The 12915-nt window shown below is 47.8% G+C and carries 9 protein-coding genes and 1 pseudogene; 8 read left to right on the top strand and 2 right to left on the bottom strand.

The genetic code is table 11. The annotated features are described in order from the left end of the window. Positions 1 to 38: 38 nt before the first annotated feature. Together DWV53_RS08975 and DWV53_RS08970 are read left to right on the top strand one after the other, a co-directional pair. Positions 39 to 278 (top strand): annotated as a pseudogene (locus DWV53_RS08975) (tyrosine-type recombinase/integrase); the annotation flags it as partial. Continuing rightward, positions 275 to 670 carry a hypothetical protein gene (locus DWV53_RS08970; RefSeq protein ID WP_229035388.1) on the top strand — a complete coding sequence of 132 codons (396 nt, stop codon included), beginning with the start codon at positions 275 to 277 and terminating at the stop codon, positions 668 to 670. The pseudogene DWV53_RS08975 and the gene DWV53_RS08970, both read left to right, overlap by 4 nt. A 103-nt stretch (positions 671 to 773) precedes the next feature. Here the strand turns inward: DWV53_RS08970 and DWV53_RS08965 are convergent, their stop codons facing one another. Then, positions 774 to 1109 carry a helix-turn-helix domain-containing protein gene (locus DWV53_RS08965; RefSeq protein ID WP_117695451.1) on the bottom strand — a complete coding sequence of 112 codons (336 nt, stop codon included), beginning with the start codon at positions 1107 to 1109 and terminating at the stop codon, positions 774 to 776. A gap of 93 nt (positions 1110 to 1202) precedes the next feature. Beyond that, positions 1203 to 1490, bottom strand: a complete 288-nt coding sequence (locus DWV53_RS08960; protein ID WP_071122342.1) for a helix-turn-helix domain-containing protein — start codon at positions 1488 to 1490, stop codon at positions 1203 to 1205. A 241-nt stretch (positions 1491 to 1731) separates the two neighbouring features. Here DWV53_RS08960 and DWV53_RS08955 point away from each other — a divergent pair, with 241 nt between their 5' ends. The 6 genes from DWV53_RS08955 to DWV53_RS08930 all read left to right on the top strand — a co-directional run bounded on the left by DWV53_RS08955 (position 1732) and on the right by DWV53_RS08930 (position 12740). Further along, positions 1732 to 2031, top strand: coding sequence for a helix-turn-helix domain-containing protein (locus DWV53_RS08955; protein WP_117695450.1), 300 nt, complete (start codon positions 1732 to 1734; stop codon positions 2029 to 2031). Between the two features lie 77 nt (positions 2032 to 2108). Beyond that, the gene (locus DWV53_RS08950; protein ID WP_117695470.1) at positions 2109 to 2387 is read left to right on the top strand and encodes a helix-turn-helix domain-containing protein; all 279 of its coding nucleotides are present in this window, start codon (positions 2109 to 2111) and stop codon (positions 2385 to 2387) included. Between the two features lie 31 nt (positions 2388 to 2418). After that, the gene (locus DWV53_RS08945; protein ID WP_117695449.1) at positions 2419 to 4077 is read left to right on the top strand and encodes a DUF4099 domain-containing protein; all 1659 of its coding nucleotides are present in this window, start codon (positions 2419 to 2421) and stop codon (positions 4075 to 4077) included. Positions 4078 to 4175: 98 nt separating this feature from the next. Next, a complete protein-coding gene (locus tag DWV53_RS08940; RefSeq protein WP_117695448.1) occupies positions 4176 to 6332 on the top strand; it encodes a type IA DNA topoisomerase in 2157 nt (718 codons plus the stop codon). 179 nt (positions 6333 to 6511) lie between these two features. Continuing rightward, positions 6512 to 6961, top strand: coding sequence for a DUF1896 domain-containing protein (locus DWV53_RS08935; RefSeq protein ID WP_117695447.1), 450 nt, complete (start codon positions 6512 to 6514; stop codon positions 6959 to 6961). Next, positions 6948 to 12740 carry a helicase-related protein gene (locus DWV53_RS08930; RefSeq protein ID WP_118153018.1) on the top strand — a complete coding sequence of 1931 codons (5793 nt, stop codon included), beginning with the start codon at positions 6948 to 6950 and terminating at the stop codon, positions 12738 to 12740. The genes DWV53_RS08935 and DWV53_RS08930 overlap by 14 nt, the downstream gene beginning before the upstream one ends. Positions 12741 to 12915 lie beyond the last annotated feature (175 nt).

The following is a 12915-nucleotide window of genomic DNA, read 5'->3' as shown; positions in this document are numbered from 1 at the left end:
TCTCATCTTCACTTTCCGTTGCTTTTGCTTAAATTGTGCACATGAGCCGTCATTCGTTCGCAACCTCGGTTTGCCTCTCCAACGGAGTCCCAATAGAAACCGTGAGTTCAATGCTTGGTCACAAGAACATAAAGACAACCCAGGTGTATGCCAAGATTACCAAGGAAAAATTGAGCAAAGACGTGGAAAAGTTGTCTCAGCAGATTAATAACATTGAGGAATTCACGTTTGGAAATGTTTGCAACGATAATACTAACACTATAAATGGCAGAGTATGAAACGACAAGTGATAACAATACAAGAAGATATGGTCATCTACGCCCCACATCATGGTGAGGTATGGATGACAGTTTGGGAGATTGCCGAACTGTTGAATGTAACAGGGACAGCAGTGAAGAATACCATCAAGCGCATTTGGAAACAAAGTGTGCTGAAAGATTTCCAGCATTCTCAATACATCAAACTTGAAAATGGATATTCTGCGCATGTCTATGATATGGAAGTGATTATCGCCATAGCACTTCAAATGGATACATACCAAGCCTTGTTGTTCAGACAATGGTTTATCAGTAAGGTTGTGAACCGCAAGGATTGCCAAGCAGAGCAAGTAAAACACGAGTATCCGATGATTATTGTGATGAACGGAACGATGCCAAGAGGTGCAAGTTAGAATCTCTCATCTTTTAATAAGATTCCTACACCTTTATAATATAATAGCGTACAGAGGAAACGATTTTTGTCGTTGTACCCTGTACGCTATTTTTGTTTCGCTATTATGAAGCAGTACCCTCCCCTTGTGAAACAGTGCCGTCGATTATCGGCTTGCGGTAATTACCAGTGAGAAGTGCTTGTATCTCGGATTCCGGATAGAGGGTTTTGCCACATAATATAATGTAGGGCAAAATGCCTTGTTTGCGATATTCCTGCAAGGTGCGGCGACTAAGCTTCAAATGCTCGGAGAGTTCCTTGTCGGTGAGGTATCGCTCCCCGTCCAAAGGTGGGTTGTAGGACTCGATGAATGAGGATAGCCAGTTGTTGGCTTTCTTCAAGGATTGCATGGCGGTGTCTATCGACTTGCTCTCATGCGTAAGAAGTTGGTTCATGTTCATTGTTTACAATTTGGATTAAGTGGTGAATATAAAATGTGTTGGCTCGCCCAGGGTGAAGTTTTCGGCTTTGCCTTGGGCGAGTTTGGCTTTATGCTATACCGATTTGATTCTGGCGATAAGCGGAACGATGGCTTTGACCTCTTCGGGGCAGTAATAGAATTGGCGACCTATCTGGGTATGCCCCAAGAAACGGCGGTCACGAAGTTTTTGTAAGGTGCGCTGGCTGATGCGAAGTTGCTGGCAGACCTCATGACCTGTAAGCCATTTGTTCAGACGCTTGCCGTTAGCCTTATGCTTCAGCAACTCAACTTTCTTTACCAAGGCATCGTATCTTGCCATCATCAAGTCGAATGCCTTCTTTTCCATTGTTACTACTTCCATATTCTCTGTTTTATTGGTTCAACAAATTCGGATGCAAAGTTAATGTGTGTATGTAGAAAAACAATGAAAATGAATAACTGTGGCAGTGCTTTTCTGGGGTTTGCCGACCGCTTGGCAAGAAAAATCAAGAAAATTACACGTGGGTCATTAATGAGTTGTTAAACGGGTATTTCTCAAATGGTTAATTTTGCCGCCGAGAAATAAAAACAACGAATTATATAACATTTCAAACGGAATTAGAATGGAAGTAATAACAATGGAAAGTGCAGCCTTCAAAAAGCTGACAGAACAGTTGACAGAAATAGTCCAGTACGTGCGATTGGCAAAAATGGCATTTCAAGAGAACTTGACGGGTAAGGGATTGAAGCCGATGTTGACCAATGACGATGCAGCTAAGATGCTTGGTGTGAGCAAGCGCACCTTGCAGCGAATGCGTTCAGAGAACCGCATTGATTTTATTAAAATTGGTAATCAATGCCGATACCAAGTTGAAGCCATTGAAAGAATGGTTGAGGAACTAACAATAGCAAAGGAAACATGAGCATGGAAGATGGAACATTGAGAAAACTGGAGTTATATCTCCATGACCTACACAAAAAGATAGACGGCATCTACGACATGCTGATGTTGAGACACGAACGAGAGACGGAGCAAAAAGGAGGTTCTGCCATCAATGAAAAATTGCTCGACAACCAGGACCTCTGCCTCTTATTTCAAATCTCCCCTCGTTCCCTTCAACGCTATCGCAGTCTGGGAGTGCTTCCCTACAAGCGTTTGGGGCAGAAAACATACTACACGGAAGAGGATGTGATGCAGTTTGTAGAGAATAATGTAAAAGAATTCAAGAAAGAGAATGTGGAGCATTACTTGACTCGCATTCATCAGAAATTCAAATAACAACAGTATTCACCATTAAAAATTTACAATTATGGTACAAAAGAAAAAGAGTGATGAACAGGACGTGCTGGTAGTCCGTGACGAGAAGACGGGCGAGATCAGCGTCGTCGCCGGACTCAGCAGGGACGGCACACCGAAGCGAGCACCCGCCAAGGCGGAGAACACGTCCGACTTCCTGCGTTTTGACCGCAACAGTGACCTGATGGACAGTTTCTTTAGAAACTTCTTCCGCCAGTGCAAGGAGCCAAGCCGATTCGGATTCTACCGCATAGCGGCAGACCAGGTGGAAAACCTGCTTGGTGTGATGAAGGAGTTGCTGAAAGATCCGGAGGCTAACAAGGAGATTCTTTCCGCCCACAAGGTTGACACCTCCAATTATGAGAAAGAGGCAAAGCAATCGGAAGGTCAGGCGAAAGAAAACGCATCATCGGACGATGCGTCCAAGACGCAAGCTAACACAGAAAAAGAGAATGTATCATCTGAACAAACCAACGAAAAAAAGAACGACATGGAACAGAAACCAGAACAGACCGCAACCGAACAGAAGGCACAGACCGCTTCGGGTGTAAAGCAGAACCTCATCAGTGGTAACGATGTGAACCTGCAGGAACTTGGTGCCAAATATGGCATAGACTTCAACAGTATGAATGAGAAGGATATGAAAGCCCTGCTCAACTACGGCAAGACGGGGCTTGTGATTGTGAAGCCGACCTTCGGCGGTGAACAGATAGAGATACAGGCCCGTCTGTCATTCCGCAAGGACGATAACGACCAGTTGCAACTCGTGCCGCATTTCGTGCGCAACGAGCCAAAACTCGATGTCGCTTACAAAGGCTATACCTTCACTCCAGAGGACAAAAAGAACCTGTTGCAGAACGGCAATCTCGGAAAGGTAGTGGATTTCCCCGACAAGAATACAGGTGAGCTGCGTCCTCATTTCATCAGTATCGACCGTCTCACCAATGAGATTGTTGACATCCCGACCAACAAGGTGCGCATACCCGATACCATCGGCAAGACACCTATTACCAAGGACGACAAGAGAGTGCTCTACTCAGGTATTCCGCTTCGCAAGGAGATTGAGCTTGCCAACGGGCGCAAGTTTACACCGCTGTTGCAGGTGAATGTGGAACAGCGTGGCGTGGAGTTCGTGCCTGGCAGCACAAGACAGGCGCAAGGTCAGAAACAGAATGGAGACAAGAAGCAGACCGCTGACAAGCAGGAGCAGAAGGCAGAAGGTGATGCGGGCGGTCAGAAGAAGCAGCAAGATCCCAACCACTGGCTCAATGAGGATGGGACCATCCGCCGACTCAACACCTATTTCAAGAAGGAACTGACCGAGCAGCAGAAGGACGACTATGTGGCAGGCAAGACCATCGAGATCAAGGAAGTGCCCAACAAGAACGGCAGCGGTACCTATACCGCCTATGTGAAGTTCGACTTCGACAAGATGCAGCCACGTTCCTACCGCAACAATCCAGACCTCAAACAGGCAAAGGAACAGATTCCGACCAACGAGAACAAGGTACAAGTCGCCGTCAACGAGCAGGGCAAGACCCATGAGGCGACCAAGCACACCAAGGAGCCGCTGAGTCCGGGACAGTCTGCGCCAAAGAACGAAAAGCAGCAGAAGGAACAGAACGCCGAGGAACAGAAGCCAAAGAGAAAAGCAAGAAGCGTGAAGATGTAGTTGCCGCCACTTGATCCACAGAGTTAATCATCCATCATAACAACCGACATCTGCGACCGTCTATCCCACGGTTGCGGATGTCACAAAAACAACAGACAATGAAGACAATCATCGCAGAGAAACCAAGCGTAGCCAAGGAAATCGCCCACATTGTAGGAGCTGACAAGCGTGAGGAAGGCTATATGCAGGGCAATGGCTATTATGTGACATGGGCATTCGGACATTTAGTGCAGCCAGCCATGCCGGAAACCTACGGCATGAAGGGATTCCATGCAGAGAATCTGCCTGTGATTCCCGACCCGTTCGTTCTTGTTCCCCGACAAGTCAAGACAGAGAACGGCTACAAACCAGATGCAGGTGTGCTTGCCCAGATTAAAATTATCGGCAAGCTGTTTGACAGCAGTGAGCGCATTATCGTAGCAACCGATGCCGGACGTGAGGGAGAGTTGATTTTCCGATACCTCTATGCGTATCTCTGTTGCCAGAAACCTTTCGACCGTCTCTGGATCAGTTCGCTTACGGACACCGCCATCCGTGAGGGACTCCAGAACCTCAGGGATGGCAAGGAGTATGACAATCTCTATCATGCAGCCAAGGCACGAAGTGAGGCAGACTGGCTCGTCGGCATCAACGGCACACAAGCCCTGACGATAGCCGCAGGACGTGGCACCTATTCCGTAGGTCGTGTGCAAACTCCGACCCTTGGCATGGTGTGCGAACGCTATTGGGAACACAAGCGTTTCGAGTCGAAACCGTTCTGGCAGGTACACTTCGGTGTGGTTGATACAGACAGTGGCAATATACTGAAGTTCACATCTGCCAACCGATGGACAGACAAAGCCACCGCAACCGACATATATAATAAGGTGAAAGATACCGGTTCTGCCATCATCACAAAGGTCGCAACCAAGCGAAAGGTGGAGAAGGCACCGCTCCTTTACGACCTCACCACCTTGCAGAAAGAAGCCAACTCCCAGCATGGCTTCACGGCAGAGCATACACTCTCCATCGCCCAGAAACTCTACGAGGCAAAGTTCATCACCTATCCAAGAACATCAAGCCGCTATATTTCGGATGATGTATTTGCCACCCTTCCCAAACTCTTTAAGAATCTGGAGAATCATTCGGAATATGGAGAAAAAGTGAAACTCTTGCCTGGCAGTGAGGACTACAGCAAGAACAGCGTGAATGCAGCCAAGGTGACCGACCACCATGCCCTGCTCATCACAGAAAATGCAGCCATTGGTCTTTTCAAGGACGAGAAGATCGTTTATGACATGATATTGTGCCGGATGATTGAAGCGTTCTCAGCAGACTGCATCAAGGACATCACATCAGTAACGGCGCAAGTGGATCATGAAGTTGAGTTTGGCATCAGTGGCTCCATCATCCGACAGACTGGCTGGCGAACGTTGTCGCTCAAGGATAAGAACAACAGGCAGGACAAGGATGCAGACGCAACAGACAATGAGGTCAAGGATCAAGTCATTCCCAACTGGCAAAAAGGACAGCATATCACTCTTTCAGGCTGCACCATCACGGAGGGCAAGACCAAACCAAAGCCATTGCATACGGAATCCACATTGCTTGCAGCAATGGAGACCGCAGGCAAAGAGATAGAAGATGATACGATGCGCCAGGCAATGAAGGACAGCGGTATTGGCACACCTGCCACACGTGCCGCCATCATCGAAACCCTGCTCAAACGAGAGTATATGGTGCGCCAGCAGAAGAAACTTGTGCCGACGGAAAAAGGACTCGCCCTGCATTCCGTGGTGAAGAACATGGCGATTGCCAATGTGGAGATGACGGGCAAATGGGAGGCGGAACTTGCCAAGATTGAACGAGGTGAAGCAAGTGCAGACGGGTTCACCCATAGTATCGAAGGTTATACCCGTGAAATCACTGCGGAATTGTTAGGTTGTGACAGACTTTTCAGCCACAAGGATTCCGGCTGCCAGTGTCCTAAATGCAAGCAAGGTACCATGCAGTTCTTCGGAAAGGTAGTAAGATGCAGCAACAAGGAGTGCGGTATGCCAGTGTTCAAGCAGGTAGCAGGAAAGTTGCTCACTGATGCCGACATCACCGACTTGCTCACCAAGGGCAAGACCAGAACGCTCAATGGTTTCACCAGCAAGCAAGGCAAACCATTCTCCGCAGCCATTGCCTTTGACGAGAAATTCAACACGAAATTCGTCTTTGCAGAGCGCAAAAAAGCAGAAAAGCGAGGAAATGTGAAGAGATACAAGAAATAGTTTGTACCTTTGCCACCGAAACATGGTTCATAAATGGTGTCTTGATTCAGGATGCTTTTATTTACTGTGGATTAAGTGGCGGCACTCGGAGGGATACCGAGTGCCTTTTTCTTGCTTTCAACTAACACCAACCGCCATCCACGGTTTATTATTCACCACTTAATCCATTCAACAGACAAATGAACAGAAAGAAACAGGCACAGACAGAGCTGTCCTATTACGGACTGTACCTCTTGAACCACCTCAGAGAGAACCGTTTTCCACAAGCCAGCGATGCGGACTTTATCCGCGAACGTGCAGACCATGCCGCAGAAGTATATGAGCAGGCACGGCGTGATGCCCTCTTTGCCGATGCTGCACAAGAACTTGCCATGTCAGCATTGCTGAAAGGTCTCCGCTTTTCCAAGTACAGCATCCTGTATGATGTTGTTGACAGTGAGTTTCCCCTGGAGGTAGCAGTAGAAGATCAGGAAGCGTTTGTCAAGAACCTCCTGCCTTTGGTTGATAACGTGTATTCCATTTACGACCTCACCGATGACGATTTTGCCCAGTCACCGGACTATGACCAGCTCTATACAGAGTTGACGGGAGCCGTAGCCCTTTTCATAGAGTCAAATGGCGTACAATAGAAAACAACGTCTGAACGACAACATCAAGGCGATAGAGACAGCATTCATCCTTGACAGGGAACAGCGCACGCCGACCGCCCGTGAGCGTCTCCTTCTGGAGCGTTACTGCGGATTCGGGGGATTGAAGTGCATCCTGAACCCTGCCAGGGAACTGGCGGATGCCGTCCATTGGGCAAAGTCAGACCTTGAATTGTTTGCTCCAACAGTGGAGCTGCATAGACTTATCCGTGAAAACAGCAAGAATGAAAGCGAGTACAAACAGTTGATGGACAGTCTGAAACAGTCTGTCCTCACGGCATTCTACACGCCGTCAGCCGTTACAGAGGCTCTGACGGATGTGTTGAAAGAGCATCAGATTATCCCCGAAAAGGTACTTGAACCCTCGGCAGGCATTGGTGCCTTTGTCGATTCCGTCTTGGATAACAATCCCAAGGCAGACATTATGGCGTTTGAAAAAGACCTGCTTACAGGAAAGATACTCCACCATCTGCACCCGGAGCAGAAAGTGCGCATAGAGGGATTCGAGAAGATAGAAAAGCCTTTCAATGATTACTTCGACCTCGCCATCTCAAATATTCCCTTTGGCGATGTTGCCGTATTTGATCCGTCCTATACAGCCATGAAAGGCATGAGGGCACTTGTTACCAGACGCATACACAACTACTTCTTTGTCAAGGCTCTTGATACGGTAAGGGACGGCGGATTGGTTGCCTTCATCACCTCACAAGGCGTATTGAATGCCAAAAACAACAGTGCCGCGCGTTTTATGATGCTCTATCATGCAGATCTCGTGTCAGCGATTCGTCTTCCCAACAACCTGTTCACGGAAAATGCCAATACGGAAGTGGGCAGTGACCTCATCATCCTCCAGAAAAACAGCCAAAAGGAGTCGCTGCGAGGAGACGACAACCTGCTTGATACCGTCTATAATGACGAGAACCGCATTCCGACAAACAACTACTTTCTGGAGCATCCGGAACGCATTATCCATACAACAGCAAAGTTGGATACTGACTCATTCGGCAAACCTGCAATGATATACACGCATGAGGATGGCGTGGAAGGCATTGCAGATGATTTGCGAAAGATGCTCCATGAAGACTTTAAGAAGAACCTCAATTTGAACCGATACTTGGGGATAGAGGAAACAAAAGCTGAGGAAGTTAAGGAGGTTGAAGAAACAGAAAAGATGAAGCCGTCTATTGAGGAAAAGCAGAACGATACGGTAGTATCCTTGCAAAAGCAGGAAAAGCCTACTGATGATGCTGAGCTATCCCCAAAGTCCAATCATCAGCAGCCGCCAGTCCAAATGACGCTGTTTGACCTTTGGGGAATGGAAGAAGGAAACCGTCAGACTGTCCATTTTACGAAGAAGAAAGCAGAGGTAACAGTGGGTGCTGCCGCCAAGAAAGTGTCAAGGAAGAAAGCAAGTCCGTTGGTAAAAAGCGTCAATCCGACGTTTGAAGTTGTGACAAAGCCTGTGGAAAAAGAAGAAAAGCCTTCGTTGACAGATACAAAAGAGCAGGAAACAGCACAGGAGACAAAACCAATCCTGCCTGGGGATGAGCCATACGCAAGCATCTCTTGGGAAGAGAATCCGCCAATCAACGGCTTTTACGAGATGATGATGACCATGGCTCCCGAAGACAGGGTGCTGCTGCGCCAAAAGGCGGAACTGCACCGTCAGGAACAACTCAAGGCTTTGGGCGTTGAAGATACGCTTGATCCGAAGTTCAAACCGCCGATGGAACCGATAGAAGTTCTCAAAGCTCAAATCGGGCATGGACATTCGAAAGGGAATGAGCCAAAAGAAGATTCCAAGACTCAGAACACATTGGAAGAAACAAATCATGAGCGGGAACAGCAAAAAGAGCAAGAAAGAAAGCGGGAAGAGCTGGCAAAGAAGAAAGAGGATGCTATGAAGCCCCGTCCATTTGATGAGAAACTGGAAAGTTTTCATCGTGAGGGTTCTATGGTGCTCGACTCTGCCAGAACCATCGGTGTATTGAAAGACCTTACCAAGTATGGTGCTACCTTCATGCCGTTGGATCTGAATATGGAGCAGAAAGAAAAGGCAGTCTTGTATATCGCCCTCCGTGATGCCTATCAGAAACTTTACACCTATGAAGCGGAAGAACAGACGGAAAACAAGCAGATGCGTGAGAGTCTGAATGTCTATTATGACGCTTTCTTCATCCGCTTCGGCAACCTCAATGCCAAGCAGAACGTGAAGTTCATCCTTATGGATGCCTCAGGGCGCGACATGCTGTCGTTGGAACGGGTGGAAAACGGACAGTTCACAAAGTCAGACATCTTCGACCACCCGGTCTCTTTTTCGCTTGACGAGGTCAGTCATGTGGATTCTCCAGAGGAAGCGCTCACCGCCTCGCTCAACAAGTTCGGCCGTATCGACTTGCCGTATATGACTGAATTATCGGATATGCCGGAACAGGAACTGACGGAAGCGCTTAAAGGACGCATCTATTACAATCCGCTCATAGATGGCTACGAGATTGCCGACCGCTTCATTGCTGGCAATGTAATAGAGAAAGCGGAGCGTATAGAAGAATGGCTGAAGGAAAATCCCGACTATGCAATCGTGAGGGAGTCGTTGGAAGCCTTGAAGGCAAGCATTCCCGAACCGATAGCCTTTGAGGACCTGGACTTCAACTTCGGTGAGCGTTGGATACCTACAGGTGTGTATTCCGCTTACATGAGTCACCTCTTCAATACACAGGTCAGCATCGTCTATTCCGACAGCATGGACGAATATTCGGCAAAATGCAGTATGAAGACCATGGCCATCACGGATGAGTATATGGTGAAGGGATATTACCGCCACTATGACGGCATGAGTCTTCTGAAACATGCCCTGCACAACACCTGTCCCGACATGATGAAGAGCATCGGTGAGGATGAACACGGCAACGACATCAAGGTGCGTGACAGCGAGGGCATACAGCTTGCCAATGCCAAGATTGACGAAATCCGCAACGGGTTCACTGAATGGCTGGAGGAGCAGTCTGACTCCTTTAAGGAACGCTTGACAACGATGTACAACCGGAAGTTCAACTGCTTCGTGCGTCCGAAGTATGACGGTTCTCACCAGACCTTCCCCGGTTTGGACTTGAAAGCCCTTGGCGGAAAGTATGGTGTCAAGAGTGTGTACCCAAGTCAGAAGGACTGTGTATGGATGCTTTTGCAGAACGGCGGCGGGATATGTGACCATGAGGTGGGAACTGGCAAGACCCTCATCATGTGCATGGCTGCGCATGAGATGAAACGTCTCGGTATGGCTCACAAGCCGATGATTATCGGGCTGAAAGCCAATGTCGCGGAGATAGCTGCCACCTATCAGACAGCTTACCCCCATGCGAGGATACTCTATGCCTCGGAGAAGGATTTTTCCACCAAGAACCGTGTCAGTTTCTTCAACAACATCAAGAACAACGACTATGACTGTGTAATCATGTCGCATGACCAGTTCGGGAAGATACCGCAATCGCCAGAACTCCAGCGGCAGATATTGCAGGCTGAGCTTGATACTGTGGAGGAGAATCTGGAAGTGATACGCACGCAGGGCAAAGACGTGTCGAGGGGAATGCTCAAAGGCTTGGAAAAGCGAAAGCAGAATCTGGAGGTGAAGTTGCAGAAGATAGCCTACAGCATCGAGCAGCGCACCGATGATGTGGTGGACTTCCGCATGATGGGCATCGACCACTTGTTTGTGGACGAGAGTCACCAGTTCAAGAACCTCATGTTCAACACCCGTCACGACCGTGTGGCAGGACTCGGCAACAGCGAGGGAAGCCAGAAGGCGCTCAACATGCTCTTTGCTATCCGTACCATACAGGAACGGACAGGCAGAGATCTGGGAGCGACATTCCTGTCGGGAACAACTATCAGTAACTCACTGACAGAGTTGTATCTGCTTTTCAAGTACCTGCGCCCCAAGGAACTGGAGCGTCAGGACATCCGCTGTTTCGATGCGTGGGCGGCAATCTTCGCCAAGAAGACTACCGACTTCGAGTTTAACGTCACCAACAACATCGTACAGAAGGAGCGTTTCCGATACTTCATCAAAGTACCGGAGCTTGCTGCTTTCTACAACGAGATAACCGACTATCGCACGGCGGAGGCAGTTGGTGTGGACAGACCGGAGAAGAACGAGATCCTTCATAACATACCGCCGACACCAGAGCAGGAAGATTTCATCCAAAAGCTGATGGAGTTTGCCAAGACAGGTGATGCCACCATCCTCGGCAGACTGCCACTGTCGGAAACGGAAGAGAAGGCAAAGATGCTCATAGCCACAGACTATGCCCGAAAGATGGCTCTCGATATGCGCATGATAGACCCGACTTGTGAGGATCATCCCGACAACAAGGCAAGCCATTGTGCCAAGATGATAGCGGACTATTACAAACGCTATGACAATTACAAGGGCACACAGTTCGTATTCTCAGATCTTGGCACATACAGACCTGGGGAATTCAACGTGTATTCTGAAATCAAGCGTAAGCTGATAGAGGATTATGGAATACCCTCGTCAGAGATTCGCTTCATTCAGGAATGCAAGAACGAGAGGGCAAGAAAGGCGGTGATAGCAGCCATGAACGAGGGTTCAGTGCGTGTATTATTCGGCTCCACATCCATGTTGGGCACAGGTGTAAACGCACAAAAAAGGTGTGTTGCTATTCATCATTTGGACACACCGTGGCGACCGTCAGACTTGGCACAGCGTGACGGTCGAGGTGTGCGTGCTGGTAACGAGATTGCCAAGCTGTATGCCGACAATAAGGTGGATGTCATCATCTATGCGGTGGAAAAGTCGCTTGACTCTTACAAGTTCAACCTCCTGCACTGCAAGCAGACTTTTATCTCGCAGTTGAAAAGCGGAGCCTTGGGAGCGAGAACCATTGACGAGGGAGCGATGGACGAGAAATCGGGCATGAATTTTTCAGAGTATATGGCTATTCTCTCCGGAAATACCGACTTGCTTGACAAGGCGAAGCTGGAGAAGAAGGTTGCTTCTCTGGAGGGTGAGCGCAAATCGTTTAACAGGGGCAAGCGTGATTCGGAACTGAAACTGAAGTCAAAGTCAGAAGAGCTGGACGGCAATCGGACTATACTCAAAGGCATGACAGCGGACTATGACAAGTTTATGAGTCAGGCAAAGAAGGATATGGACGGGAATATTCTCAATCTCATCACCCTTAACGGTCTCGAGTCCAATAATCTGGAAGTGATAGGCAAACAGCTTCAAAGGATGGCAAAAACAGAAAGGACAGATGGGGAATACAAGGAAATAGGTGCAATTTATGGATTTCCTATCAAGGTCGTAAGCGAGACAAACTTTGAGAGCGGTCTTCCCTTCGTTGATAACCGCTTTGTTGTTGAGGGCCATTACAAGTATCAGTACAACAACGGACATCTCGCCAAGTCGGACCCGATAGCTGCAGCAAACAACTTTGTGAATGCCCTGCAGAAGATACAAGGGTACATTGAACAGTATGATTCAAGATGCAAGGCTTTGGAAAAGGAAATACCGCAACTGGAAGAGATAGCTGGCAAGACTTGGAAGAAAGAGGATGAGCTGAAAGGTCTAAAAGCTGAGTTGGCGGCGTTGGACAGGAAAATACAGCTTGAACTTGCTCCATCTACTCCAGAGATAGATAAACCAGAAAAGTCTCATGAAATAGAGGAACAACATAAACCCAAAAACGACCATACAGAATCAACTGTTGCTCAAAACAGGATGTTTCGAGTAGGTCTTTAAAATATTATAATAGGTGACAGACATATATATAATATGTTTGCCACCTATTATGATGCAATTATTATATATAATTTCAGAGATATTCAAGCAAATAGATTTAAATTGTCTTAAATTTGCTGCAAAAGATAGACTTTTTCAATTGTTGTTGCTGTTTTCTCAATTATTTTTCGTACTT

Source organism: Segatella copri, from assembly GCF_003465495.1.
Taxonomy (GTDB): Bacteria; Bacteroidota; Bacteroidia; order Bacteroidales; family Bacteroidaceae; genus Prevotella; species Prevotella copri_G.
Note: the sequence above shows the minus strand (reverse complement) of the source record. Positions and strands in the feature narration are given on the sequence as shown.

Coding starts and splice junctions, on each gene's coding strand:
- DWV53_RS08970 (WP_229035388.1), top strand. CDS start 275: ATGAAACGACAAGTGATAACAATACAAGAAGATATGGTCATCTACGCC.
- DWV53_RS08940 (WP_117695448.1), top strand. CDS start 4,176: ATGAAGACAATCATCGCAGAGAAACCAAGCGTAGCCAAGGAAATCGCC.
- DWV53_RS08945 (WP_117695449.1), top strand. CDS start 2,419: ATGGTACAAAAGAAAAAGAGTGATGAACAGGACGTGCTGGTAGTCCGT.
- DWV53_RS08960 (WP_071122342.1), bottom strand. CDS start 1,490: ATGGAAGTAGTAACAATGGAAAAGAAGGCATTCGACTTGATGATGGCA.
- DWV53_RS08955 (WP_117695450.1), top strand. CDS start 1,732: ATGGAAGTAATAACAATGGAAAGTGCAGCCTTCAAAAAGCTGACAGAA.
- DWV53_RS08950 (WP_117695470.1), top strand. CDS start 2,109: ATGCTGATGTTGAGACACGAACGAGAGACGGAGCAAAAAGGAGGTTCT.
- DWV53_RS08935 (WP_117695447.1), top strand. CDS start 6,512: ATGAACAGAAAGAAACAGGCACAGACAGAGCTGTCCTATTACGGACTG.
- DWV53_RS08930 (WP_118153018.1), top strand. CDS start 6,948: ATGGCGTACAATAGAAAACAACGTCTGAACGACAACATCAAGGCGATA.
- DWV53_RS08965 (WP_117695451.1), bottom strand. CDS start 1,109: ATGAACATGAACCAACTTCTTACGCATGAGAGCAAGTCGATAGACACC.